25 protein-coding genes are annotated in these 24,171 nt (G+C 61.0%); 13 read left to right on the forward strand and 12 right to left on the reverse strand.

Translation table 11 applies throughout. The annotated features are described in order from the left end of the window. The first annotated feature begins 8 nt into the window (after positions 1–8). Complete coding sequence (gene proY, locus ACJ8PI_RS00600; protein WP_033653281.1) at positions 9–1,415, forward strand: proline-specific permease ProY; 1,407 nt, start codon at positions 9–11, stop codon at positions 1,413–1,415. A 45-nt stretch (positions 1,416–1,460) separates the two neighbouring features. Here the strand turns inward: proY and ACJ8PI_RS00605 are convergent, their stop codons facing one another. From ACJ8PI_RS00605 to ACJ8PI_RS00620, 4 genes are all read right to left on the reverse strand, one after another. Further along, the gene (locus ACJ8PI_RS00605) at positions 1,461–1,748 is read right to left on the reverse strand and encodes a HigA family addiction module antitoxin (protein ID WP_025160069.1); all 288 of its coding nucleotides are present in this window, start codon (positions 1,746–1,748) and stop codon (positions 1,461–1,463) included. Continuing rightward, complete coding sequence (locus ACJ8PI_RS00610) at positions 1,748–2,026, reverse strand: type II toxin-antitoxin system RelE/ParE family toxin (protein ID WP_019454217.1); 279 nt, start codon at positions 2,024–2,026, stop codon at positions 1,748–1,750. Before ACJ8PI_RS00610 ends, ACJ8PI_RS00605 begins: the two co-directional genes overlap by 1 nt. Positions 2,027–2,111: 85 nt before the next feature. After that, positions 2,112–2,381: a hypothetical protein gene (locus ACJ8PI_RS00615; RefSeq protein ID WP_033637289.1), complete on the reverse strand. Its 270-nt coding sequence runs from the start codon at positions 2,379–2,381 to the stop codon at positions 2,112–2,114. Positions 2,382–2,513: 132 nt separating this feature from the next. After that, positions 2,514–3,770 (reverse strand): mechanosensitive ion channel family protein, encoded by a 1,257-nt coding sequence (locus tag ACJ8PI_RS00620; protein WP_033637290.1) that lies wholly within the window; start codon positions 3,768–3,770, stop codon positions 2,514–2,516. A gap of 247 nt (positions 3,771–4,017) precedes the next feature. Between ACJ8PI_RS00620 and malZ the strand changes: the two genes are divergently transcribed. Next, on the forward strand, positions 4,018–5,841 hold the full coding sequence (gene malZ / locus ACJ8PI_RS00625; protein WP_164134446.1) for a maltodextrin glucosidase: 1,824 nt from the start codon (positions 4,018–4,020) through the stop codon (positions 5,839–5,841). 53 nt (positions 5,842–5,894) lie between these two features. Here the strand turns inward: malZ and ggt are convergent, their stop codons facing one another. The 3 genes from ggt to ACJ8PI_RS00640 form a co-directional block, all read right to left on the reverse strand. Continuing rightward, a complete protein-coding gene (gene ggt, locus ACJ8PI_RS00630) occupies positions 5,895–7,658 on the reverse strand; it encodes a gamma-glutamyltransferase (RefSeq protein WP_041033623.1) in 1,764 nt (587 codons plus the stop codon). Positions 7,659–7,892: 234 nt separating this feature from the next. Further along, positions 7,893–8,495, reverse strand: coding sequence for a peroxiredoxin C (locus ACJ8PI_RS00635; RefSeq protein ID WP_019454212.1), 603 nt, complete (start codon positions 8,493–8,495; stop codon positions 7,893–7,895). Between the two features lie 229 nt (positions 8,496–8,724). Further along, complete coding sequence (locus ACJ8PI_RS00640; protein WP_060428117.1) at positions 8,725–9,306, reverse strand: ACP phosphodiesterase; 582 nt, start codon at positions 9,304–9,306, stop codon at positions 8,725–8,727. Positions 9,307–9,426: 120 nt separating this feature from the next. Between ACJ8PI_RS00640 and queA the strand changes: the two genes are divergently transcribed. The 5 genes from queA (at position 9,427) to secF (ending at position 14,910) form a co-directional block, all read left to right on the forward strand. After that, positions 9,427–10,497: a tRNA preQ1(34) S-adenosylmethionine ribosyltransferase-isomerase QueA gene (gene queA, locus ACJ8PI_RS00645; RefSeq protein WP_004940394.1), complete on the forward strand. Its 1,071-nt coding sequence runs from the start codon at positions 9,427–9,429 to the stop codon at positions 10,495–10,497. 72 nt (positions 10,498–10,569) lie between these two features. Then, a complete protein-coding gene (gene tgt / locus ACJ8PI_RS00650; RefSeq protein ID WP_033647322.1) occupies positions 10,570–11,694 on the forward strand; it encodes a tRNA guanosine(34) transglycosylase Tgt in 1,125 nt (374 codons plus the stop codon). A gap of 33 nt (positions 11,695–11,727) precedes the next feature. Further along, entirely contained in the window at positions 11,728–12,060 is a 333-nt protein-coding gene (gene yajC, locus ACJ8PI_RS00655) for a preprotein translocase subunit YajC (RefSeq protein WP_004940391.1), read from the forward strand. 23 nt (positions 12,061–12,083) lie between these two features. Continuing rightward, positions 12,084–13,931, forward strand: a complete 1,848-nt coding sequence (secD, locus tag ACJ8PI_RS00660; protein WP_087763277.1) for a protein translocase subunit SecD — start codon at positions 12,084–12,086, stop codon at positions 13,929–13,931. 10 nt (positions 13,932–13,941) lie between these two features. Next, positions 13,942–14,910, forward strand: a complete 969-nt coding sequence (gene secF / locus ACJ8PI_RS00665) for a protein translocase subunit SecF (protein ID WP_019454209.1) — start codon at positions 13,942–13,944, stop codon at positions 14,908–14,910. A 64-nt stretch (positions 14,911–14,974) separates the two neighbouring features. Here secF and ACJ8PI_RS00670 read toward each other — a convergent pair whose 3' ends face one another. Continuing rightward, positions 14,975–15,535, reverse strand: a complete 561-nt coding sequence (locus ACJ8PI_RS00670; RefSeq protein WP_049196389.1) for a DUF3251 domain-containing protein — start codon at positions 15,533–15,535, stop codon at positions 14,975–14,977. Between the two features lie 175 nt (positions 15,536–15,710). Here ACJ8PI_RS00670 and nrdR point away from each other — a divergent pair, with 175 nt between their 5' ends. From nrdR to pgpA, 6 genes are all read left to right on the forward strand, one after another. Next, a complete protein-coding gene (gene nrdR / locus ACJ8PI_RS00675) occupies positions 15,711–16,160 on the forward strand; it encodes a transcriptional regulator NrdR (protein WP_004940387.1) in 450 nt (149 codons plus the stop codon). A 10-nt stretch (positions 16,161–16,170) separates the two neighbouring features. Further along, a complete protein-coding gene (ribD, locus tag ACJ8PI_RS00680; protein ID WP_101455746.1) occupies positions 16,171–17,280 on the forward strand; it encodes a bifunctional diaminohydroxyphosphoribosylaminopyrimidine deaminase/5-amino-6-(5-phosphoribosylamino)uracil reductase RibD in 1,110 nt (369 codons plus the stop codon). A gap of 107 nt (positions 17,281–17,387) precedes the next feature. Continuing rightward, on the forward strand, positions 17,388–17,858 hold the full coding sequence (gene ribH, locus ACJ8PI_RS00685; RefSeq protein ID WP_033637299.1) for a 6,7-dimethyl-8-ribityllumazine synthase: 471 nt from the start codon (positions 17,388–17,390) through the stop codon (positions 17,856–17,858). A 20-nt stretch (positions 17,859–17,878) separates the two neighbouring features. Beyond that, positions 17,879–18,295: a transcription antitermination factor NusB gene (nusB, locus tag ACJ8PI_RS00690; RefSeq protein WP_004940384.1), complete on the forward strand. Its 417-nt coding sequence runs from the start codon at positions 17,879–17,881 to the stop codon at positions 18,293–18,295. A 51-nt stretch (positions 18,296–18,346) separates the two neighbouring features. Further along, complete coding sequence (gene thiL, locus ACJ8PI_RS00695; RefSeq protein ID WP_033637301.1) at positions 18,347–19,339, forward strand: thiamine-phosphate kinase; 993 nt, start codon at positions 18,347–18,349, stop codon at positions 19,337–19,339. Further along, positions 19,332–19,826, forward strand: coding sequence for a phosphatidylglycerophosphatase A (gene pgpA, locus ACJ8PI_RS00700; protein WP_033634010.1), 495 nt, complete (start codon positions 19,332–19,334; stop codon positions 19,824–19,826). The genes thiL and pgpA overlap by 8 nt, the downstream gene beginning before the upstream one ends. 32 nt (positions 19,827–19,858) lie before the next feature. On the opposite strand, the gene ACJ8PI_RS00705 is transcribed toward pgpA, so the two are convergent. From ACJ8PI_RS00705 to xseB, 4 genes are all read right to left on the reverse strand, one after another. Further along, positions 19,859–20,833: an aldo/keto reductase gene (locus ACJ8PI_RS00705; RefSeq protein WP_033637302.1), complete on the reverse strand. Its 975-nt coding sequence runs from the start codon at positions 20,831–20,833 to the stop codon at positions 19,859–19,861. A 108-nt stretch (positions 20,834–20,941) separates the two neighbouring features. Next, positions 20,942–22,807, reverse strand: coding sequence for a 1-deoxy-D-xylulose-5-phosphate synthase (dxs, locus tag ACJ8PI_RS00710; RefSeq protein WP_033637303.1), 1,866 nt, complete (start codon positions 22,805–22,807; stop codon positions 20,942–20,944). Between the two features lie 34 nt (positions 22,808–22,841). Next, positions 22,842–23,762, reverse strand: coding sequence for a (2E,6E)-farnesyl diphosphate synthase (gene ispA / locus ACJ8PI_RS00715; protein WP_033637304.1), 921 nt, complete (start codon positions 23,760–23,762; stop codon positions 22,842–22,844). A 5-nt stretch (positions 23,763–23,767) separates the two neighbouring features. Then, entirely contained in the window at positions 23,768–24,031 is a 264-nt protein-coding gene (gene xseB, locus ACJ8PI_RS00720) for an exodeoxyribonuclease VII small subunit (RefSeq protein WP_033642062.1), read from the reverse strand. Positions 24,032–24,171 lie beyond the last annotated feature (140 nt).

The raw sequence follows: 24,171 nt of genomic DNA on the forward strand, positions 1-24,171 counted from the left end.
TCATTTTCATGCAACAACAGTCACCCACCACTGCCCCCGACAATAAGCTGAAACGCGGCCTCAGTACGCGTCATATCCGCTTTATGGCGCTGGGATCGGCCATCGGCACCGGGTTGTTCTACGGCTCGGCGGACGCCATCAAAATGGCCGGCCCGAGCGTGCTGCTGGCTTACCTGATCGGCGGCATCGTGGCCTTTATCATCATGCGCGCCCTGGGGGAGATGTCGGTCAACAACCCGCAGGCCAGCTCGTTTTCCCGCTATGCGCAGGACTACCTCGGCCCGATGGCGGGTTACATCACCGGCTGGACCTACTGCTTTGAAATCCTGATCGTCGCCATCGCCGACGTGACCGCCTTCGGCATCTATATGGGGGTCTGGTTCCCGGAAGTGCCGCACTGGATCTGGGTGCTGAGCGTGGTGCTGATCATCGGCGCCATCAACCTGATGAGCGTCAAGGTGTTCGGCGAGCTGGAGTTTTGGTTCTCGTTCTTCAAAGTCGCCACCATCATCATCATGATCGTGGCCGGCATCGGCATCATCATCTGGGGCATCGGCAACGGCGGGCAACCGACCGGCATTCATAACCTGTGGTCGAACGGCGGCTTCTTCAGCAACGGCTTTATCGGCATGATCCTGTCGCTGCAGCTGGTGATGTTCGCTTACGGCGGCATTGAAATCATCGGCATCACCGCCGGCGAAGCCAAAGATCCGAAAAAATCGATTCCGAAGGCCATCAACTCGGTGCCGTGGCGCATTCTGGTGTTCTACGTCGGCACGCTGTTCGTCATCATGTCTATCTACCCGTGGAATCAGGTGGGCACCAACGGCAGCCCGTTCGTGCTGACCTTCCAGCATATGGGCATCACCGTGGCGGCAGGTATCCTCAACTTCGTGGTGATTACCGCTTCGCTGTCGGCGATCAACAGCGACGTGTTCGGCGTCGGCCGCATGTTGCACGGCATGGCCGAGCAGGGCCATGCGCCGAAGATGTTCAGCAAGGTGTCGAAGCGCGGCATTCCCTGGGTGACGGTGGTGGTGATGATGCTGGCGCTGCTGCTGGCGGTATACCTCAACTACATCATGCCGGAGAGCGTGTTCCTGGTGATCGCGTCCCTGGCGACCTTCGCCACCGTGTGGGTGTGGATCATGATCCTGTTCTCCCAAATCGCCTTCCGCCGCAGCCTGAGCAAAGAACAGGTGAAGCAGCTGGCGTTCCCGCTGCGTGGCGGGGTGTTCACCTCGGTGGTGGCGATCGTGTTCCTGGTGTTCATCATCGGCCTGATCGGCTACTTCCCGACCACGCGCGTCTCGCTGTACGCCGGCCTGGTCTGGGTGGTATTGCTGCTGGCGGGATACTGGTTCAAGGTCAACCATCAGAAAAAACGCGCGCCGTTGGCGACGCAGCAAGACTGAATGGAAAAACACCGGCTAAGGCCGGTGTTTTTTTAGGAGCAGGCGTCAAGCGAAGTCCAGCTTGCGCAGTTTGGAAACGTCGATGGACTGCCTGGCCTGCCACAGATCGTAAGCATCCTGCATGCCCATCCAAACCTGTTCGGAACTGCCTATCACGATGGACAGGCGGATGGCCATTTCCGGCGAGATATCGGACTTTCCGCTGATCAGGCGTTGAACCGTGGAGGGCGCGACGTCCAGCGCTTTAGCCAGCGCACGCGCGCTGAGATTCAGCGTTTCCATGGTTTCTTTGATCAACTCGCCAGGATGAGGGGGATTATGCATGCGGTTCATTAGTGATAGTCCTCATAATTCACGATATAAACATCACCCTCGACCAGTTCAAACGTGATACGCCAGTTGCCGGTTACGGTGACGGACCATTGCCCGCTGCGAGCGCCCGTTAGCGGGTGCAAGAAGAAGCCGGGCAGATCTACGTCATCAATCACTTTCGCCAGATCCAGCACGCTCAGCCGCAGCGCGATTTTCTTCGCCTGCTTGGCGTCGATACCCGCCGTTGAACCGGTTTCGAAAAACTTTTTGAGTCCCTTATGCTTGAAGCTTCTTATCATCCTGACGGCTCCATGAGTGTTGCGCTATACGCATCATAGCCAGGTGTTGCGTATGGCGCAACAAGATGGGGCGTTTTTTAACCTATTATGCCGGGCGTTTGTCTTCCGCTTCATCCTCCCCGGCGGCGCGCGCTTCGATACGCACGTCGCCGCCGTTAAGGCGTTCCTCCTCTTCCTCGCCGGCGCAGCGCGCCAGCACCTCGCGAATGTCTTGCATATTGCTGCTCAGGGCGCTCAGCGAAGGTTGCAGGTTGCGGGGCATGCGGCTTTCGTCCAGCGAAGCGCTGTGCAGGCAGCCGATAAACAGCAGGGTGGCCATCAGGGTAAACAGCCGGTGACGTAAGCGTTTCAGCAAGGGCTTTCCCTCTCGGTGGTGAAGATGATGGCGCATTAACGCCGTTTTCACCGGGGAAAAGAAGGGGATGGAGATATCTGCTGGCAATTGAAAGAACATCATTACCAGCAGACACAGTTACGTCAGCCGACGTCAGGAAGCGTTGGCGTTTTGTAGCAGCATGCCGCGCAGGTCATTGCCGGTTGGCGTTTGATGCACGCGCAGGCCGAACTCGTCGATCACCGCCAGGATATGGTCGAAAATATCCGCCTGAATGCTTTCATACTCCGCCCAGACCGTGGTGTTGGTGAAGGCGTAGATTTCCAGCGGCAGGCCTTCCGGCGTCGGCGCCAGCTGGCGCACCATCAGCGTCATGTTCTGGTGAATGCGCGGGTGAGCGCGCAGGTAGGCTTCCAGATAGGCGCGCAGCGTGCCGAGGTTGGTCAGGCGGCGGCCGTTGAGCGGCGAGGCCAGATCGATGGCAATCTCCTGATTGTGCCGGCTCAGCTCCTGGGTTTTATCATTCAGGTAGCTGTGCAGCAGCGGGTTGCGCTGCAGGCGGCGCTGTTCCTCTTCCGACAGGAAGTGCACGCTGCCGGTGTCGATATTCAGGCTGCGCTTGATGCGGCGCCCGCCGGATTCCGACATCGACCGCCAGTTTTTGAACGAGTCGGAGATCAGCGCGTAGGTGGGAATGGTGGTGACGGTGTTGTCCCAGTTACGTACTTTGACCGTGGTCAGGCCGATGTCGGTGACCGCGCCGTCGGCGCCGTATTTCGGCATTTCCAGCCAGTCGCCGATCTTCAGCATATCGTTGGCGGAGAGCTGGATGCCGGCCACCAGGCCGAGGATCGGATCCTTGAACACCAACATCAGGACCGCGGTCATGGCGCCCAGGCCGCTGAGCAGCAGCAGCGGCGATTTGCCCATCAGCAGCGAGACGATCATGATGCCGATCAGGATCGCCGCCACCAGTTTCAGGCCCTGGAAAATGCCGCGCAGCGGCAGCTGATTGGAGATCGGGCTTTGGCGCAGCAGCGCCAGCAGCGTATCCAGCAGCGAGAACAGCGACAGCAGGGTGAAGGCGAGGATCCACACCTGTGCGGCGGTGACGATCACCGCCTGGGTCTGGCTGCCGCTCTGTAACCACAGCGTCGCCTGGATGCTGATGATCACCCCTTGCAGCAGCAGCGCCACGCGCTGGAACAGTTTGTATTGGGTGATGGCCTGTTGCCAGACGCGCTGCGATTGCTGGCCGCGGCGCTGAAGGGCGGCCAGCACCACCCGGTGCAGCACCAGGTGGATCGCGACCGAGATCAGGACAATCAACCCCAATACCATCAACAGCGACATCACTCCGCCGAATTCCAAACCAAACTGTTCCAGCCAGCGCGTTATCTGTTGTTGCATTCCCACTCCTTAAAAAATGCGCAAAAAATATCCTGTAAACTTAAAACGCGTTAGCCTAAGGGGTAACGTGCAGGATTTGTACCTGTTTACCTTTTTTTACATCGGGTTAGCGTTATTTTTCGGTCTCCGCCCCCCGGCTCATCCCCGGGTTTTGCGGCCAGAGAGGAGGGGGAGTTGCACTTAACGTGGCATTGTTCGCTTCTTGAAGAACGCCGTCGATTTCGTTTGGTACAGCAGGAGAAACAGTATGCTTAACGCCTGGCATCAACCGGTCCCGCCTTTTGTGGTGAAGCAAGGGCAACGTTTGGATATCACGCTGTGGTTACAGGGGGATGAACTGCCGGAACGGGTGTTTTTGCGCGCCGAACCGGACAACGAAGAGTGGCTGCTGGCGATGAAAGCGCAGCGCCACGAGGGGATGCGGCGCTACCAGGCCAGCCTGACGCTGAATGAGGGCGAGCCGACGCGGCGTTACTGCTTCAAGCTGCTGTGGGCCGATCGCCAGCAGTGGTTCGGGCCGCAGGGCTGGTCGCCAACGCCGCCGGGGCAGCTGGCGCAGTTCGCCGTCGACGAACCTGACAACGGCCCCGAGTGGGTGGCGGATCAGCTGTTCTATCAGATTTTCCCCGATCGCTTCGCCAGCAGCGGCGGCGAGCACGGCATCCAGAGCGGCAGCTACCGCCATCACGCGGCCGGCGCCGAGGTGATTCGGCGCGACTGGCAGCACCCGCTGGAGGATCGCCACGCCGCCTCGACCTTTTACGGCGGCGATCTGGACGGCATCGGCGCCAAACTGCCGTATTTGCAGCAGCTGGGGGTGACGGCGCTGTACCTGAACCCGATTTTTACCGCACCGAGCGTGCATAAGTACGATACCGAGGACTATTACCAGGTCGATCCGCACTTCGGCGGCAACGCGGCGCTGCAGCGTTTGCGAGTGAGCACTCACAAGGTGGGCATGAAACTGGTGCTGGACGGGGTATTCAACCACACCGGCGACTCACATCCGTGGTTCGACCGCCATCGTCAGGGCGAAAACGGCGCCTGTCACCACCCCGATTCGCCGTATCGCGGCTGGTTCAACTTTTACCCGGACGGCCGCGCGCTCGACTGGAAGGGCAACGCCAGCCTGCCGAAGCTCAACTTCGCCGAGCCGCAGGTGGCGGAAGCGATCTATCGCGGGGAAGGCAGCGTGGTGCGCCACTGGCTGCGCCCGCCGTACAGCATCGACGGTTGGCGGCTGGACGTGGTGCACATGCTGGGGGAGAACGGCGGCGCCACCGGCAACCTGTACCACCTGGCTGGCATCTATCAGGCGGTGAAGCAGGAGAACCCTCAGGCCTACGTCTTGGGCGAGCACTTCGGCGACGCGCGCCGCTGGCTGCACGCCGGCGTGGAGGATGCGGCGATGAACTATATGGGCTTCGCGCTGCCGGTGCGGGCGTTCTTGGCGGGGCTGGACGTAGCCTATCACCCGGTGCGGCTGGACGCCGCCGGGTGCGCGCAGTGGATGGACGGCTACCGCGCCGGGTTGCCGCACGGCCGCCAGCTGATCCAGTTCAACCAACTGGACAGCCACGATACCGCGCGTTTTCTCACGCTGTTGCAGGGGAACCCGGCGCGCATGCAGATGGCGGCGGTGTGGTTGCTGAGCTGGATAGGCGTGCCTTGCCTCTATTACGGCGATGAGATTGGTCTGGACGGCGGCAACGATCCGTTCTGCCGCAAGCCGTTCCCGTGGGACGTCGGCGACTGGGACCGGCCGCTGCTGGCGCTGTTCCAGCGCATGGCGGCGCTGCGTAAACAGAGCGTGGCATTGCGCCGCGGCGGTTGTCAGGTGCTGTACGCCAGCGGGGAAACGCTGGTGTTCGTGCGCCTGTATCAGCAGGAGCAGGTGTTGGTGGCGCTGCAGCGCGACGGCAGCGGCCAGGCGCAGCTGCCGTACAACCCGCTGTTGGCGCGCGGCCCGTGGCGGCGTGTGGAAGGGCGGGGAGAGTTGAGCGAAACGGCAGGCGGGCTGCGCCTGCAGCTGGCGGAAGAGACGGCCACAGTGTGGCGCTGTGAAGGCTAAAGACACTGCGGGGGCCGAAGTGCCCCCGCGATAAAGGTGAGTAGGCGTTTACATCAGTAACCGACCGCAGAACCTGCCGGGCGACGCACGTCGTTGGCGCCGTACAGATAGCCTTCGCGCACCTTGCCGGAAACCGCCGAGTCGTTGCCGGAGTTGGCCGGGTTGACGCCCGCCGCGCCCGGCAAGCCGACCAGAATCAGTTCGGCGGCGCCCCACGGCGTTTGCTCGACCATCTTATAGCCCATGCCGCTCAGCAGCTTCAGCGTATCGGCGGAAACGCCGCGCTGTTCGTAGTACACCTCATCCGGCAACCATTGGTGATGGATGCGCGGCGCGTCCACAGCTTCCTGCGGCGCCATGCCGTGGTCTATCACGTTCAATGCGGTCTGCAGGGTGATGGTGATGATGCGCGAGCCGCCCGGCGAGCCCAGCACCATAAAGATCTTGTTGTCCTTGGTCACCAGCGTCGGGCTCATCGACGATAGTGGGCGCTTACCGGGGGCAATGCTGTTGGCGGTGCCCTGCACCAGCCCGTACAGGTTTTTCTCGCCCACTTTGACCGTAAAGTCGTCCATCTCGTCGTTGAGGAAGAAGCCGGTGCCCGGTGCGATCACCACGGCGCCGAAGCGGCCGTTGACGGTATAGGTGGTGGAGACCGCGTTGCCGTCGTGATCGACGATCGAATAGTGGGTGGTTTCCGGTTTCTCATGCGGTTCCATGCCGGGCTGCACGTTTTCCGACGGCGTGGCCTTGTCCGCGACGATTTTCTTGCGGATCTGCTCGGCGTAGCTCTTGCTCACCAGCCGGTCGATCGGGTTTTTGATGAACTCCGGGTCGCCGAGGTAGGTGTTGCGGTCCATGTAGGCATGGCGCATCGCTTCGGTCATGGTGTGAATGGCCGCCGCCGAGTTGAAGCCCATGCTTTTCAGGTCGTAGCCTTCCACCACGTTGAGGATTTCGCACAGCGTCACGCCGCCGGAGCTGGGAGGCGGCGCCGACACGAACTTGTAGCCGCGATAGCTGCAGGTAATCGGCGGCGTTTCGGTGACCTTGTAATTGGCGAAGTCGGCGGCGGTCAAGATGCCGCCGCCCTGTTTGGCCGCCGCCTCCACCGCCTGCGGGATCTTGCCTTTATAGAAGGCGTCGGTTCCCCCTTTGGCGATGGCTTCCAGCGTATTGGCCAGATCGGTTTGCACCAGTTTGTCCCCCGGCTGCAGCGGGCTGCCGTCCGGGCGCAGGAAGATTTTGGCCGACTCGGGATCCTGTTTGAAGCGCGCGACGGTGGTGTCGAGGATATCGGTATCGGCGCGGGTCAGCACAAAGCCTTCGCGCGCCAGCCTGATCGCCGGCGCCAGCACCTGTTCACGGCTCAGCTTGCCGTACTTCTCACGCGCGGTTTCCATCCCCAGCACGGTGCCCGGCACGCCCGCCGCCAGATAGCCGTACAGGCTGGCGTCTTTCTTCACCTTGCCGTCGGCATCCAGATACATGTTGGCGCTGGCCGCCGCCGGCGCGGTTTCACGGAAGTTGATGAAGGTGTCGGTGCCGTCCGCCAGGTGAACGGTCATAAAGCCGCCGCCGCCGATGTTGCCGCAGCAGGGGTTAACCACCGCCTGCGCGTAACCGACCGCCACGGCGGCGTCGATGGCGTTGCCGCCCATCTTCAGGATATCCACGCCGACCTGCGAGGCCAGGTGCTGCGAGGTGACCACCATGCCGTTTTTGGCTTCCACCGCGGGGTTGGATGCCGCATACAGGCTGCCGCTGACCAGCAGCGCCGCCATGGTCAGGGGTTTGCTCCATTTCTGTAAAAACATAGTTATTCCTACCCTGTCAGTTTTTTATTGTGTTGTGTTTGCTTGCCGCTGTTCGCTTGCAAAGCGCGAGCCAGCGTTATTGATAGTAGCCGCAGATGGGCGCACGCGCGGCGAGCAGGGTGGGAAATGTGAGCGGAAACAGGGAAATAAAGCACTGAAGGTGGGCGGCCTGCCCCATAAAGGGGCATAAAAAAACCGGCCGCGTGGGCCGGTTGATTCACTATCAGGCTGAAATTACAGCTTGGCAGCGTTTTCAGACAGGTATTTTGCAACGCCGTCTGGGGATGCGCCCATACCTGCTTTGCCTTTTTCCCACTGAGCCGGGCACACTTCACCGTGCTCTTCGTGGAATTGCAGCGCGTCAACGGTACGGATCATTTCGTCGATGTTACGGCCGATTGGCAGATCGTTAACAACCTGAGCACGCACGATGCCGTCTTTGTCGATCAGGAAGGAGCCGCGCAGCGCAACGCCGGCTTCCGGGTGTTCGATGCCGTAAGCTTTCTGAATTTCACGCTTGATGTCAGCAACCATTGCGTATTTCACTTCACCGATGCCGCCTTTGTCGACAGGGGTTTTACGCCATGCGTTGTGAACGAACTCTGAGTCGAAGGAAACGCCAACCACTTCAACGCCACGCTTCTGGAACTCTTCATAGCGGTGATCGAAAGCGATCAGCTCGGAAGGGCATACGAAGGTGAAGTCCATTGGCCAGAAGAACAGCACGGCCGGTTTGCCGTTCAGGTGCTTCTTCAGGTTGAAGTTTTCAACGATTTCGCCGCTACCCAGTACGGCAGCTGCAGTGAAGTCAGGGGCTTGACGAGTTACCAGGACCATAATTACTCCTGTAATAGGTGTTAAAGGGTGGATGTAAAAACAAGGGCCAGTATAGGGGCCGAGACTTGGTGAATAAAGGGTAAAAGACCAATCGATGAGATAGCTTTCACCTATCAAAGTCGTTGATATAATTTAGCGAGCTTTAAAAATAACCTTTTCCCACAAAAGGGCAAGCGGCAAAACGTAAATTCTTGCAAGGCGTTGCAATTTCAAGGGCTTGAGCTTGACCTCAGAGCGCTTTGTCCTTCGCCTGCCGCATCATTTTCGGGTAAAACTGCCAGAACTGTGTTTCAAGCTGATGATAATGTTGCTCGACGTCGGCGAACGAACCGGCCAGCGCCTCGAGGCGCGGGCGGCGGCTGGCCATGCCCTGCAGCACCCGGGCGATGAACGGCAATTCGGCGTAGCGCTCCAGCCAGCGTTCCTGCCACAGGTAGCCGTTCAGGTTCTGAAAGCGCGGCGGCGTGAGCGGCAGAAAAGGTTCGATCTGGCTGCGGGCTTCCTGGGTAAACTGGTGCAGGTCGCGCGAAGGCTCGAGCTGCTGCCAGTGGCGCGCCAGAAAATGGTCCCACACCACGTCGAGGGTGATCGGCGCCACGCGGCGGTAGGGGGCGCTGAAATAGTCGCGGCTGGCTTTGACCTGCGGCAGGCTGTCGGTCAGCACGTCGACGCGGCGGTGCATCATGATGCCGGCCACCACCTCGGGCTGGTAGTCGGCGGCGGGGTTGCCGCGCACGAAATCGGCCAGCAGGTTGCCCAGCAGCGAGCTGTCCGCCAGCATGGCCAGGTGAAGATGAGCGAGAAAATTCATCCCTCAACTATACCCGAAGTCAGGCAAATCCTCCTTATTTCTTGCCGCTGACCGCCCCCGGCTTTAGACTAGGCCGCCTGTTTTTTACCAACCAGCCCTAAATTGAAGAAGTGAATACCCATGCGCGTCGCTGATTTTTCGTTTGAACTTCCCGAATCCCTGATTGCCCACTATCCCCAGGCCGAACGCAGCGCATGCCGCCTGCTGCAGCTGGACGGGCCGAGCGGGGCGCTGACGCACGGCGTATTCACCGATCTGCTGGATAAGCTGGAAGCCGGCGACCTGCTGGTGTTCAACAATACCCGCGTGATCCCGGCGCGCATGTTCGGCCGCAAGGTCAGCGGCGGCAAGATTGAGGTGCTGGTGGAGCGCGTGCTGGACGACCATCGCGTGCTGGCGCACGTGCGCGCGTCGAAAGCGCCGAAGCCGGGCGCCGAGCTGCTGTTGGGGGATGACGAGAGCATCGCCGCCACCATGGTGGCGCGCCACGAGACGCTGTTCGAGCTGCGCTTCAACGACGAGCGCGACGTGTTCACTATCCTCAACGCCGCCGGCCACATGCCGCTGCCGCCTTATATCGCCCGCCCGGATGAAGACGCCGACCGCGAGCTGTATCAGACGGTCTACAGCGAGAAGCCCGGCGCGGTCGCCGCACCGACCGCCGGCCTGCACTTCGACGAACCGCTGCTGGCGGCGCTGCGCGCCAAGGGCGTGGAAATGGCGTTCGTGACGCTGCACGTCGGCGCCGGCACCTTCCAGCCGGTGCGCGTGGAAACCATCGAAGATCACGTGATGCACGCCGAATACGCCGAAGTGCCGCAGGAGGTGGTCGATGCGGTGCTGGCCTGCAAGGCGCGCGGCAAACGCGTCGTAGCGGTGGGCACCACCTCGGTGCGCTCGCTGGAAAGCGCCGCGGCGGCCAGCAAAGAAGCGCTGATTGCGCCGTTCTTCGGCGACACCAGCATCTTTATCTATCCGGGCTATCACTATCAGGTGATCGACGCGCTGGTGACCAATTTCCACCTGCCGGAATCGACCCTGATCATGCTGGTGTCGGCCTTCGCCGGCTATAAAAATACCATGAACGCCTATCAGCAGGCGGTGGCCGAGCAGTATCGCTTTTTCAGCTACGGCGATGCGATGTTCATCAGCCGTAACCCGCAGGCGGAAAACGAGTCCGTCGGCGGTTAATTTCCCGGGCTGCGCGCACGGCGCGGCCCCGTTTCAACGACATCAGACTGTTTCTCTGATGCTGGAGGCTTTGTGAAGTACGAACTACAGACTACCGATGGCCGCGCGCGTCGCGGCCGCCTGATCTTCGACCGCGGCGTGGTGGAGACCCCGGCCTTTATGCCGGTCGGCACCTACGGCACGGTCAAGGGCATGACGCCGGAAGAAGTGAAAGAAACCGGCGCGCAGATCCTGCTGGGCAACACCTTCCACCTGTGGCTGCGCCCGGGCCAGGAGATCATGAAGCTGCACGGCGACCTGCACGATTTCATGCAGTGGCATGGGCCGATCCTTACCGATTCCGGCGGTTTCCAGGTGTTCAGCTTGGGGGCGATGCGCAAGATCAAAGAGGAAGGCGTGTACTTCCGCAACCCGATCAATGGCGACAAGGTGTTCCTGAGCCCGGAAAAATCGATGGAAATCCAGTACGACCTGGGTTCCGACATCGTGATGATCTTCGATGAATGTACGCCGTACCCGGCCGACTGGGACTATGCCAAGCGTTCGATGGAAATGTCGCTGCGCTGGGCGGAGCGCAGCCGCAAGCGATTCGACGAGCTGGAAAATAAAAATGCGCTGTTCGGCATCATTCAGGGCGGCGTTTACGAAGATTTACGTGATGTTTCAGTCAAAGGGCTGGTGGATATCGGCTTTGACGGGTACGCTGTGGGCGGCTTGGCTGTAGGCGAGCCGAAAGAGGATATGCATCGCATTCTTGAACACGTTTGCCCGCAAATTCCGGAAGATAAGCCACGCTATTTGATGGGCGTCGGCAAGCCGGAAGATTTGGTGGAAGGCGTGCGTCGCGGCATCGACATGTTCGACTGCGTCATGCCGACCCGCAACGCCCGCAACGGCCATCTGTTCGTGACTGACGGTGTGGTAAAAATCCGTAATGCCAAGCACAAGGATGATACTTCTCCGCTGGATAAGGACTGTGATTGCTACACCTGTCGCCATTACAGCCGCGCCTACTTGCACCATCTCGACCGTTGCAACGAAATATTGGGTGCTCGACTGAACACGATTCATAACCTGCGTCACTACCAGCGCCTCATGGCGGGTTTACGCCAGGCTATCGAAGAGGGTAAATTAGAGCAGTTTGTTGCGGATTTCTATGGTCGGATCGGCAAGCCGATTCCGCCTTTAAACGCTTGATCTAATAATTGATAACTTAATGAGGGAATTTCAATGAGCTTTTTCATTTCTGACGCCGTCGCATCCGCAGGGGCTCCGGCTCAGGGAAGCCCGTACTCTCTGATCATTATGCTGGTGGTGTTCGGCCTGATCTTCTACTTCATGATCCTGCGCCCACAGCAGAAGCGCGCGAAAGATCACAAGAAGCTGATGGACTCCATCGGTAAAGGCGACGAAGTGCTGACCACCGGCGGCCTGATCGGTCGCGTGACCAAAGTGGCCGACACCGGCATCATCGCCATCGCGCTGAACGACACCACGGAAGTGATGATCAAGCGTGACTTCGTGGCGGCCGTTCTGCCGAAAGGTACCATGAAGGCCCTGTAATCTTTTTCCCGAAGGGAATTGCCGTGCTAAACCGTTATCCTTTGTGGAAGTATCTGATGTTGATCGTCGTGATCCTCGTCGGTCTGCTTTATGCGCTTCCCAACATCTACGGTGAGGATCCGGCCGTACAAATCACTGGCGCGCGCGGCGTCGCCGCCAGTGAAACTACGCTGGACCAGGTCCGTACCGTATTAGAAAAAGACAACATCGCGAGCAAGTCGATTGCGCTGGAAAATGGCGCCATCCTGGCTCGCTTTAAAGATCCTGACGTTCAGCTGCGCGCCCGCGAAGCGCTGGTGACCGAGCTGGGTGACAAATTCGTCGTGGCGCTGAACCTGGCGCCGGCCACGCCGACCTGGCTGGCCATGCTGGGCGCAGAGCCGATGAAACTCGGCCTGGACCTGCGCGGCGGCGTGCACTTCCTGATGGAAGTGGACATGGACACCGCGCTGAGCAAGCTGCAGGAACAGACCATGGATACCCTGCGCAGCGAGCTGCGCGAGAAGGGCATTCCTTACGCGTCTATCCGCAAGCTGGACAACAACGGCGTGGAAGTTCGCTTCCGTGACGATGCGGCCCGCGATCAGGCCATCAGCTACATCGGCCCGCGTCAGCGCGATCTGGTGCTGTCCGCCAACGGCGCCAACACCATGAAAGCCAGCCTGACGGACGCCCGTCTGAGCGAAGCGCGCGAATACGCCGTCCAGCAGAACATCACTATCCTGCGTAACCGCGTCAACCAGCTCGGCGTCGCCGAACCGCTGGTGCAGCGCCAGGGCGCCGACCGCATCGTGGTCGAGCTGCCGGGCATTCAGGACACCGCGCGCGCCAAAGAAATTCTGGGCGCCACCGCGACCCTGGAGTTCCGTCTGGTGAACACCAATGCGGACGCCACTGCGGCGGCCAACGGCCGCGTGCCGGGCGATTCCGAGGTGAAATACACCCGTGACGGCCAGCCGATCGTGCTGTACAAGCGCGTGATCCTGACCGGTGACCACATCACCGACTCCACCTCGAGCACCGACGAATACAACCAGCCGCAGGTTAACATCTCGCTGGACAGCGCCGGCGGCACGTCCATGTCCAACTTCACCAAGGACAACATCGGTAAGCCGATGGCGACCCTGTTCGTGGAGTATAAGGACAGCGGCAAGAAAGACGCCAACGGCCGTGCGGTGCTGGTGAAACAGGAAGAAGTGATCAACGTGGCGAACATTCAGTCGCGTCTGGGCAACAGCTTCCGCATCACCGGTATCGGCAACCCGAACGAAGCGCGTCAGCTTTCGCTGCTGCTGCGTGCGGGCGCGCTGATCGCGCCGATTCAGATCGTCGAAGAGCGCACCATCGGTCCAACCCTGGGTCAGCAGAACATCACCCAAGGTCTGGAAGCCTGCCTGTGGGGCCTGGTGGCGTCCATCGTCTTCATGGTGGTCTGGTACCGTAAGTTCGGCGTGATCGCCACCACGGCGCTGGTCGCCAACCTGGTGCTGATCGTCGGCGTGATGTCCCTGTTGCCGGGGGCGACGCTGACCATGCCGGGCATTGCCGGGATCGTGTTGACGCTGGCGGTGGCGGTTGACGCCAACGTACTGATTAACGAACGTATCAAGGAAGAGCTGAAGAACGGCAGGTCCGTTCAGCAGGCGATCCATGAGGGCTATAAAGGCGCGTTCTCCAGTATCGTTGACGCCAACATCACCACGCTGATCACCGCGATCATCCTGTACGCAGTCGGCACCGGTTCGATCAAAGGCTTTGCGATCACCACCGCTATCGGTGTGGCGACGTCCATGTTCACCGCGATTGTCGGTACCCGTGCCATCGTCAACCTGCTTTACGGCGGCAAACGCATTAACAAGCTGTCTATCTGAGGAGTGCGTTGTGGCACAGGATTATACTGTTGAGCAACTCAACTACGGCCGTAAAGTCTACGACTTTATGCGCTGGGACTACGTGGCCTTCGGCATCTCGTTGGTGCTGTTGGTCGCGTCGATCGCCACCATGTCGGTGCGCGGGTTTAACTGGGGTCTGGATTTCACCGGCGGTACGGTGATTGAAATCAACCTGGAGAAACCAGCTAATCTCGACCTGATGCGCGATACGCTGGAGAAGGCCGGGTTCCAGGATCCGATTATCCAGAACTTCGGCAGCAGCCGCGACGTGATGGTGCGCATGCCACCGGCGACCGGCACCGCAGGCCAGGAACTGGGCAACAAGGTGATCGGCGTGATCAACGACTCGGTGGATAAAAATGCCACCGTGAAGCGCATCGAGTTCGTCGGCCCGAGCGTGGGCAGCGAGCTGGCGCAAACCGGCGGCATGGCGCTGCTGGTGGCGCTGATCTGTATCCTGATCTACGTCGGTTTCCGCTTCGAATGGCGCCTGGCGCTGGGGGCGGTTATCGCGCTGGCACACGACGTGATCATCACGCTGGGCGTGCTGTCGCTGTTCCACATCGAGATTGACCTGACCATCGTCGCGTCCCTGATGTCGGTTATCGGCTACTCGCTGAACGACAGCATCGTGGTTTCCGACCGTATTCGTGAGAACTTCCGCAAGATCCGCCGCGGTACGCCTTACGAGATCATGAACGTGTCGTTGACCCAGACGCTGAGCCGTACGCTGATGACTTCCGGGACCACCCTGATGGTGGTGCTGATGCTGTACATCTTCGGTGGCGCGATGCTGCAAGGCTTCTCGCTGGCGATGCTGATCGGCGTGTCGATCGGTACCGTCTCCTCGATCTACGTCGCGTCCGCGCTGGCGTTGAAGCTGGGGATGAAACGCGAACACATGCTGCAGCAAAAAGTGGAAAAAGAGGGCGCGGATCAGCCTTCGATTCTGCCTTAACAACCGCAGTATTCAGCGATATGAGAAGGAGCGCCGATGGCGCTCCTTTTTTTTGCCTCGGGTGTCAGTGCTGCTTCACTACCGCCGGTTGGGCGGTTGAAACCAGACTGTGCAGACGGATATAGCCCAATTGTTCCGGCGTCAGGCCGCTGAAGCGCAGTTCGAAGTCCTGGCCGGGCTTCGGCAGCAGCGAATCGGCGCTGGCGATCGGTTGCGACAGCGCCTCGGCGGTCAACGGCCGGCCGGTGGCGTCGTCCAACTGGCCCCATTCCACCACGGCTTTGAACGGCGGCAGCGTGGCCTGAGAGAGGATGCGTACATGCAGCTGCGCCTGCGTGCCGTTGGCTTCGTTCTTGATGTGGCTCAGCGAAACGCTCAGTTCGCCGATACCGCTCTGCAAACGGGCGGCGCTTCGGGCCGCCGGCAGCAGATAGACGCCATTGTCGGAGTGCTGATTGAGCTGATTCTGCCGCTCCAGCGCGGTGGTTTGATCGGTCAGCACGCTCACTTTCTGGTTCAGCGCGGCGACCTGATGGCGCAGCTGGGGCACGGCGGCGTTATGCGCGCAGCCCGCCAGCAACACGGCGGCGGCGAGCAGGGCGATTTTGGGGTAACAGGTTGTCATGACGGCGATTTCCTATGCTGAATCTCCTGTTATCAGCTTAGTCCGCCCGGAGGGGAAAGTCATATCGGCGCCGCTTCCCGGCCGCGTGTCGCAACAAATGGCCGCCGCTCTTTGTTGTGGCTGCACTTCGGGGTAAACTGCATTTATCTATAAAAAACGTTTATCAGGACGTGTTATGCATTGCCCTTTCTGCGCCGCCGTTGATACCAAAGTCATTGATTCCCGCCTGGTGGGGGACGGTTCGCAAGTGCGCCGTCGCCGCCAGTGTCTGGTGTGCAATGAACGCTTCACCACCTTCGAGGTGGCTGAGCTGGTGATGCCGCGAGTGATTAAAAGCGATGAGGTGCGCGAGCCGTTCAACGAAGACAAACTGCGCCGCGGCATGCTGAAAGCGCTGGAAAAGCGCCCGGTAAGCTCGGACGACGTGGAAAACGCCCTTAATCATATCAAATCCCAACTGCGCGCCACCGGCGAACGCGAAGTGCCGACCAAACTGGTGGGCAATCTGGTGATGGACGCGCTGAAAAAGCTGGATAAGGTCGCCTACATTCGCTTCGCGTCGGTGTACCGCAGCTTCGAAGACGTGCGCGAGTTCGGCGAAGAGATCGCCCGCCTGCAAGACTAAAGGATCTTTCATGCATCACGACGAACTTTATATGGCGCGCGCCTTCGAACTGGCGCGGCTGGGGCGTTTTACCACCGCACCCAATCCGAACGTCGGCTGCGTTATCGTGCGCGACGGCGAAATTGTCGGTGAAGGCTATCATCTGCGCGCCGGCGAGCCGCACGCGGAAGTGCACGCGCTGCGCATGGCGGGCGACAAGGCGCGCGGCGCCACCGCCTATGTCACGCTCGAGCCGTGCAGCCATCACGGCCGCACGCCGCCCTGCGCCGATGCGCTGGTGGCCGCCGGCGTAACCCGGGTGGTCGCGGCGATGCAAGATCCCAATCCGCAGGTGGCGGGGCGCGGGCTGTACAAGCTGCAGCAGGCCGGCGTTGAGGTGCGGCACGGCCTGATGCTGGCCGAGGCCGAAGCGGTCAACCTGGGCTTCCTCAAGCGCATGCGCACCGGTTTCCCTTACGTGCAGTTGAAGCTAGGCGCGTCGCTGGACGGCCGCACGGCGATGGCCTCTGGCGAGAGCCAGTGGATCACCTCACCCGAAGCGCGTCAGGACGTGCAGCGCCTGCGCGCGCAGAGCGCCGCCATTCTCAGCACCAGCGCCACCGTGCTGGCGGACGATCCGTCGCTGACGGTGCGTTGGGATGAATTGGACGCCGAGACGCAGCGCCTCTATCCGCGCGACAATCTGCGCCAGCCGCTGCGCATCCTGCTCGACAGCCAAAATCGCATTACTCCGCAGCACCGCGTGGTGCAGCAGCCGGGCGCCACCTGGCTGGCGCGCCTGGAGGCGGATGAACAGGCCTGGCCGCAAGACGTCGAGCAGTTTATCTGCCCGGCGCACGGCGGCGGCGTCGATCTGGTGGTGATGATGATGCTGTTGGCCAAGCGCCAGGTGAATTCAATCTGGGTGGAGGCGGGCGCAACGCTGGCCGGCGCGCTGCTGCAGGCCGGCCTGGTGGATGAGCTCATTTTGTACATCGCGCCGAAACTGCTGGGCGATAATGGCCGTGGCCTGTGCCACCTGCCGGGTCTGGAGCGGTTGGCCGACGCGCCGGAATTCGTCTTTAGCGATGTGCGCCAGGTCGGCTCCGATCTGCGTTTGCGCCTGCGGGCGAAACACTGAATCTCGCGCCCGCGCGCCGGTTTTACAAAAGCGCCGCGCAGGCGATGAAAGAATATGATAGAATCCGCCCCCCTGCGGGGTATTGAACCCATTTTTAAGGAAAGCCCATGAAAGTTATCGAAGGTGTTGTTGCTACTCCAAAGGCCCGCGTGGCGATCGCAATTGCACGTTTTAACAATTTCATCAACGACAGCCTGCTGGAAGGCGCGATCGACGCGTTGAAACGCATTGGTCAGGTTGCTGACGACAACATTACCGTTGTCTGGGTCCCGGGCGCTTACGAGCTGCCGCTGACGGCGAGCGTATTGGCCAAAACCGGCAAATACGACGCGGTTATCGCGCTGGGCACTGTTATCCGTGGGGGCACCGCGCACTTCGAATATGTGGCGGGCGAAGCCAGCTCCGGCATCGGCAACGTTGCGATGAATGCCGAAATCCCGGTTGCTTTTGGCGTGCTGACCACCGAAAGCATCGAGCAGGCGATCGAACGCGCCGGCACCAAAGCGGGCAACAAGGGCGCTGAAGCCGCGCTGACCGCACTTGAAATGATTAATGTTATCAAAGCTATTAAAGCCTGAATTTAGTTAAGGGGAATTCCGTGAAACCTGCTGCTCGTCGCCGCGCTCGTGAGTGCGCTGTTCAAGCGCTTTACTCTTGGCAGTTGTCTAAAAACGACCTTGCCGATGTTGAACACCAGTTCCTGACGGAGCAGGATGTCAAAGATGTTGACGTCGCCTATTTTCGCGAGTTGCTGTCCGGCGCGGCAGTGAATGCAGGTATGCTGGATGAACTGATGGCGCCTTACCTGTCGCGTCAGCTCGAAGAGCTGGGCCAGGTGGAGCGCGCGGTGCTGCGCGTCGCGCTGTTTGAACTGAAAATGCGCGAGGATGTCCCTTACAAGGTGGCGATCAACGAAGCGATCGAACTGGCGAAAACCTTCGGCGCGGAAGACAGCCACAAGTTTGTGAACGGGGTGCTGGATAAAGTGGCGCCAACCCTTCGCAAGAAAAAGTAAAACATTAAGGCCGGCATTCCCGGCCTTAATTTCTTCTAGTGGAATATCGATATGGCATGCGGCGAATTTGACCTCATTGCCCGCTATTTTGACCGGTTCAAGCGTGTGCGCCGGGATGTACAGTTGGGCATTGGAGATGACTGCGCACTGCTGGCAGTGCCGGAAAAACAGCTGGTGGCCGTCAGTACCGATACGCTGGTGGCGGGCGTGCACTTTCTGCCGGACATCGATCCGGCCGATCTCGGCTATAAGGCGTTGGCGGTCAATCTGAGCGATCTGGCGGCGATGGGCGCCGATCCGGCCTGGCTTTCGCTGGCGCTGACCCTGCCTGAAGTGAACGAATCCTGGCTGAAGGCCTTCAGCGACAGCCTGTTCGATCAGCTCAACTATTACGGCATGCAGCTGATCGGCGGCGATACCACGCGCGGGCCGCTGAGCATGACGCTGACCATCCAGGGGCTGATCCCGGCCGGCCGGGCGCTGACCCGCAGCGGCGCGCGCATCGGCGACTGGATCTATGTGACCGGCACGCTGGGCGACAGCGCCGCCGGGTTGGCGATCCTGCAGGATCGTTTGGCGGTGACGGAAACGACGGCGCGCGATTATTTGGTCGCTCGCCATCTGCGGCCGCAGCCGCGGGTGTTGCAGGGGCAGGCGCTGCGCGATCTGGCCAGCTCGGCGATCGACATCTCCGACGGCCTGATTTCCGATCTGAAGCATATCCTTAAGGCCAGCGACTGTGGCGCACGCATCGTGCTGGACGAGCTGCCGATGTCGCAGGCGCTGAGCAGCCACGCCGATGCCGAACAGGCGCTGCGCTGGGCGCTGGCGGGCGGCGAAGATTACGAGCTGTGCTTCACCGTGCCGGAGATCAACCGCGGCGCGCTGGAAGTGGCGTTGAGCCACCTCGGGGCCGACTACACCTGCATCGGCCAAATTGGCCCGCTGTCTGAAGGCATCCGCTATTATCGCGACGATGAGGCGGTAGAGCTGGACTGGGCTGGGTTCGATCATTTCAACGCGGAGCCGGGCACCCATGGATGAAGCCAAGCGTCGGCTGCGGATGAGCAATCCGTGGCACCTGCTGGCCACCGGGTTTGGCAGCGGTTTGTCGCCGGTGATGCCGGGCACCATGGGATCGCTGGCGGCGATCCCGTTTTGGCTGCTGCTGATCCAGCTGCCGTGGCAGCTCTACTCGCTGACGGTGATGTTCAGCATCTGCATCGGCGTCTATATTTGCCACCGCACGGCAAAAGACATGAAGGTGCACGATCACGGCAGCATCGTCTGGGACGAGTTCGTCGGCATGTGGATAACGTTGATGGCGCTGCCGGTCAACGACTGGCGCTGGGTCGCCGCCGGTTTCGTTATCTTCCGCATTCTCGACATGTGGAAGCCGTGGCCGATCCGCTGGTTCGACCGCAACGTGCATGGCGGCATGGGCATCATGGTCGACGATATCATCGCCGGCGTGCTGTCCGCCGGCATCATCTACCTGATTGGGCACCACTGGCCGATCGGGCTGTTCTGACAGACGGGCGCGCCATTTTGCGCCCGCTTCTCTTATTCAAATCCCGTCACCCGATGCGGCACGTAAGCCGTCTCCAGTTCTGCGACCTCTTGCGGCGACAAACTCAAATCGACCGCGGCGATGGCGTCATCCAACTGCTCGCTGCGTGAAGCGCCGACGATCGGCGCGCTGACCGCCGGCTTATTCAGCAGCCAGGCCAGCGCGATCTGCGCGCGTGAAACGCCGCGTTCGTCGGCGAGGCTGGCGACGCGCTCGGCGATGATGGCGTCGATGCCTTCAGTTTCCTCGTACAGGCTCTTGCCGAACTGGTCGGAAACCAGCCGCGCGGTGGTTTCGCCCCAGGGGCGGGTCAGGCGGCCGCGCGCCAGCGGGCTCCACGGCAGCACGGCGATGCCTTCGGCGGTACACAGTGGGTGCATTTCGCGCTCTTCTTCGCGCTGAATCAGGTTGTATTGATCCTGCATGCTGACGAAGCGCGTCCAGCCGTGCAGATCGGCGGTATACAGCGCCTTGGCGAACTGCCAGGCGTACATCGAGGAGGCGCCGATGTAACGCGCCTTGCCGGCTTTCACCACGTCGTGCAGCGCTTCCAGCGTCTCTTCCAGCGGCGTTTCGTAATCCCAGCGGTGGATCTGCAGCAAATCGACATAGTCGGTGCCCAGGCGCCGCAGGCTGTCGTCGATGGATTGCATGATGTTGGCGCGCGACAAACCGCGCTCCAGGTTGCTCAGCGGGAAATACACCTTGGTGGCGACCACCACGTCTTCGCGGCGCGCATAGTCGCGCAGCGCCCGGCCGAGGATCTCCTCGCTGCTGCCGTCGGAATAGCTGTTGGCGGTATCGAAAAAGTTGATGCCGGCTTCCAGCGCCTGTTTCAGCAGCGGGCGGCTGCTCTCTTCCGGCAGCGTCCAGGCGTGATTGCCGCGGTTCGGTTCGCCGTAGGTCATGCAGCCCAGGCAGATGCGCGAGACGTTCAGATCGGTGTTGCCCAGTTTCAGGTACTTCATGCTTGCCTCCCATTCGAAAGCTCAGACAGTAACTGTAGCGCGGATCCCGGAGGGCGGAAACGAAAACGCCCCCGAGAGCGGAGGCGTTTTTTCAGGCGCGAGTGGCGATTACTGCGCCAGCCAGGTTTCGATTTGGCGCTGAATGCCGGCGGCGTCCAGCCCCAGATCGGCGCGCAGTTCTTCCTGGCTGCCCTGCGAGACAAAGCTGTCCGGCAGGCCGAGGTTCAACACCGGCACCGGACGGCGTTTGGCCATCAGCAGTTCGTTGACGCCGCTGCCGGCGCCGCCCATGATGGCGTTCTCTTCCAGCGTGACCAGCGTTTCATGGCTGGCGGCCAGTTCGAGCACCAGCTGCTCGTCCAGCGGTTTGACGAAGCGCATGTCGACCAGCGTGGCGTTGAGCGCCTCCGCCGCTTGCGCGGCCTCCGGCAGCAGGGTGCCGAAGTTGAGAATGGCGATCTTTTCCCCCTGGCGGCGCACCACGCCTTTACCGATCGGCAGCAGGTTGAGCGGCTCCAGCGCCGCGCCGGTGCCGGTGCCGCGCGGATAGCGCACGGCGCTCGGGCCGTCGTTGTAGTGATAGCCGGTGTACAGCATCTGGCGGCATTCGTTCTCGTCGCTCGGCGTCATGATCACCATGGTCGGGATGCAGCGCATGAACGACAGATCGAACGCCCCCTGGTGAGTCTGGCCGTCGGCGCCGACGATGCCGCCGCGATCGATGGCGAACATCACCGGCAGGTTTTGGATCGCCACATCGTGGATCAGCTGATCGTAGGCGCGTTGCAGGAAGGTGGAATAGATCGCCACCACCGGCTTGTAGCCGCCGATCGCCAGCCCGGCGGCGAAGGTGACCGCGTGCTGCTCGGCGATCGCCACGTCGAAATATTGCTGCGGGTAGTCACGAGAGAACTGCACCATGCCGGAGCCTTCGCGCATCGCCGGCGTGATCGCCATCAGCGAGCTGTCTTTGGCGGCGGTTTCACACAGCCAGTCGCCGAAGATTTTCGAATAGGTCGGCAGACCACCGGCGCTTTTCGGCAGCGTGCCGCTGGCGGGATCGAACTTCGGCACCGCGTGGAAGCTGATCGGATCCTTCTCCGCCGGCGCGTAACCGCGGCCTTTCTTGGTCATGATGTGCAACAGCTGCGGGCCTTTCAGATCGCGCATGTTTTTCAACGTGGCGACCAGCCCCTGCACGTCGTGCCCGTCTACCGGGCCGATATAGTTGAAGCCCAGCTCTTCGAACAGCGTGCCCGGCACCACCATGCCTTTCAGGTGCTCTTCGGTGCGTTTCACCAGCTCCTTGATCGGCGGCACGCCGGCCAGCACTTTCTTGCCGCCTTCGCGCAGGGTGGAGTAAAGCTTGCCGGACAGCAGCTGCGCCAGGTGGTTGTTCAGCGCGCCGACGTTTTCCGAGATCGACATCTCGTTGTCGTTCAGCACCACCAGCATGTCCGGGTTGATGTCGCCGGCGTGGTTCATCGCTTCGAACGCCATGCCGGCGGTGATGGCGCCGTCGCCGATCACGCACACCGTGCGGCGGCCTTTGCCTTCACGTTCCGCCGCCACCGCCATGCCGAGGCCGGCGCTGATCGAAGTCGACGAGTGGCCGACCGACAGCACGTCGTATTCGCTTTCGGCGCGCCACGGGAAGGGGTGCAGGCCGTTCTTTTGCCGAATGGTGGCGATACGGTCGCGGCGGCCGGTCAGAATTTTGTGCGGGTAGGCCTGGTGGCCGACGTCCCACACCAGATGATCGAACGGCGTGTTGTAGACGAAATGCAACGCCACCGTCAGTTCGACGGTACCCAGCCCGGAGGCAAAGTGGCCGCTGGAGCGACTGACGCTGTTCAGCAGGTATTGCCGCAGCTCATCGCACAGCTTCGGCAAGCTCTCTTTGGGCAGTGAGCGGAGTTCCTCGGGGTTTTCCGCTAGCGCCAGGGTTGGGTATTTGGCTATATCAAGACTCATTCGATACTCATATCAGAGGAGTTAACGTCACACGTTAATTGTCGCGTTCAATAATGAAGCTGGCTAACGCTCGCAATGGCGCTGTGTTATAAGATTGCGCTGCCAAAGTGTCTAATGCAGCTAATGCTTCCTGATAGAGATCCCACGCTTTTGCTTTCGCGCTGTCAAGCCCGAGCAACGCCGGGTAGGTACTCTTTCCGTGTTGTTGGTCCGCGCCCTGGCGCTTGCCGATTTTTTCAGTCTCGCCGACAACGTCCAAAATGTCATCCTGCACCTGGAACGCCAGGCCAACCGCGGCGGCGTAACGATCCAGCTGCGGCAGCGCCGCTCGCCCGGCTTCGCCGGCGCTCAGCGCGCCCAGACGCACCGCCGCGCGGATCAGCGCGCCGGTTTTGTGGCGGTGGATCTGCTCCAGCGCCTGCAGGTCGACGCGCTTGCCTTCGGCTTCCAGATCCAGCGATTGGCCGCCGCACATGCCGGCTACGCCGCTGGCGGTCGCCAGTTCGGAGACCATCGCCAGCCGATCGCGCAGGGCCACGTCGGGCATTTCAGCATCGGCCAGGATCGAAAACGCCAGCGTTTGCAGCGCATCGCCGGCCAGGATCGCGTTGGCTTCGCCGAATTTAATGTGGCAGGTCGGCTGGCCGCGGCGCAGATCGTCGTCGTCCATCGCCGGCAGATCGTCGTGGATCAGCGAGTAGGCGTGAATGCATTCCACCGCCGCCGCCGGCGCGTCCAGGTTGGCCAGCGACACGCCGAACATCTGGCCGGTGGTGTAGACCAGGAACGGGCGCAGGCGCTTGCCGCCCAGCAAGGCGCCATGACGCATCGCCGCCACCATGTTGCCGTCGTTGAACGGCAGCGGGGCGATGAAGTCCAGCAGCGCGCGATCGGCGCGCTGGCGGAAAATCTGCAGTTGATCGGCAAAAGCGGCCGCTGGGGCGATCTCAGACATGTCGGTTACTCGGTATCCGGTGTGAAAGGCGCCAGCGCCGCGTCGTCGGCGCTGTCGTTAAGAAGTATCTGCACACGCTGTTCCGCCTGTTGCAGTTTCTGCTGTCCCTGACGCGCCAGCTGTACGCCGCGTTCGAACTCGTTCAGCGCGTCTTCCAGCGGCAGTTCGCCTGATTCCAGACGCGTCACGATGCTTTCCAGCTCGCCGAGGGCGCTTTCAAAGCTGGCTGTTTGCTCTGTACTGGCTGATTGTGCTGGTTTTTTCGGCATAATTTTCTTTTTACGTCATCATGTGAACCGTGGCGCCAGAGCCTATCCTAGCGGATCTTGATTAGCAAATCATGGCGCTCATGTATGGTTTTGTGCGCAGAGCGCGGCGATATGGTGATATACTCCGCGCCGTAATTCTT

The sequence above is a fragment of the Serratia sp. CY82433 genome (genome assembly GCF_052166535.1).
In the GTDB taxonomy this organism is placed as follows: Bacteria; Pseudomonadota; Gammaproteobacteria; order Enterobacterales; family Enterobacteriaceae; genus Serratia; species Serratia sarumanii.

Bases quoted from the DNA above. Each gene is read 5' to 3' on its own strand.
- nrdR (WP_004940387.1), top strand. From the start codon at position 15,711: ATGCATTGCCCTTTCTGCGCCGCCGTTGATACCAAAGTCATTGATTCC.
- ACJ8PI_RS00670 (WP_049196389.1), bottom strand. From the start codon at position 15,535: ATGACAACCTGTTACCCCAAAATCGCCCTGCTCGCCGCCGCCGTGTTG.
- dxs (WP_033637303.1), bottom strand. From the start codon at position 22,807: ATGAGTCTTGATATAGCCAAATACCCAACCCTGGCGCTAGCGGAAAAC.
- ACJ8PI_RS00640 (WP_060428117.1), bottom strand. From the start codon at position 9,306: ATGAATTTTCTCGCTCATCTTCACCTGGCCATGCTGGCGGACAGCTCG.
- yajC (WP_004940391.1), top strand. From the start codon at position 11,728: ATGAGCTTTTTCATTTCTGACGCCGTCGCATCCGCAGGGGCTCCGGCT.
- ggt (WP_041033623.1), bottom strand. From the start codon at position 7,658: ATGTTTTTACAGAAATGGAGCAAACCCCTGACCATGGCGGCGCTGCTG.
- ribD (WP_101455746.1), top strand. From the start codon at position 16,171: ATGCATCACGACGAACTTTATATGGCGCGCGCCTTCGAACTGGCGCGG.
- pgpA (WP_033634010.1), top strand. From the start codon at position 19,332: ATGGATGAAGCCAAGCGTCGGCTGCGGATGAGCAATCCGTGGCACCTG.
- malZ (WP_164134446.1), top strand. From the start codon at position 4,018: ATGCTTAACGCCTGGCATCAACCGGTCCCGCCTTTTGTGGTGAAGCAA.
- queA (WP_004940394.1), top strand. From the start codon at position 9,427: ATGCGCGTCGCTGATTTTTCGTTTGAACTTCCCGAATCCCTGATTGCC.
- proY (WP_033653281.1), top strand. From the start codon at position 9: ATGCAACAACAGTCACCCACCACTGCCCCCGACAATAAGCTGAAACGC.
- xseB (WP_033642062.1), bottom strand. From the start codon at position 24,031: ATGCCGAAAAAACCAGCACAATCAGCCAGTACAGAGCAAACAGCCAGC.
- ACJ8PI_RS00705 (WP_033637302.1), bottom strand. From the start codon at position 20,833: ATGAAGTACCTGAAACTGGGCAACACCGATCTGAACGTCTCGCGCATC.
- ACJ8PI_RS00635 (WP_019454212.1), bottom strand. From the start codon at position 8,495: ATGGTCCTGGTAACTCGTCAAGCCCCTGACTTCACTGCAGCTGCCGTA.
- ribH (WP_033637299.1), top strand. From the start codon at position 17,388: ATGAAAGTTATCGAAGGTGTTGTTGCTACTCCAAAGGCCCGCGTGGCG.
- ACJ8PI_RS00605 (WP_025160069.1), bottom strand. From the start codon at position 1,748: ATGAACCGCATGCATAATCCCCCTCATCCTGGCGAGTTGATCAAAGAA.
- ACJ8PI_RS00620 (WP_033637290.1), bottom strand. From the start codon at position 3,770: ATGCAACAACAGATAACGCGCTGGCTGGAACAGTTTGGTTTGGAATTC.
- thiL (WP_033637301.1), top strand. From the start codon at position 18,347: ATGGCATGCGGCGAATTTGACCTCATTGCCCGCTATTTTGACCGGTTC.
- ACJ8PI_RS00610 (WP_019454217.1), bottom strand. From the start codon at position 2,026: ATGATAAGAAGCTTCAAGCATAAGGGACTCAAAAAGTTTTTCGAAACC.
- ispA (WP_033637304.1), bottom strand. From the start codon at position 23,762: ATGTCTGAGATCGCCCCAGCGGCCGCTTTTGCCGATCAACTGCAGATT.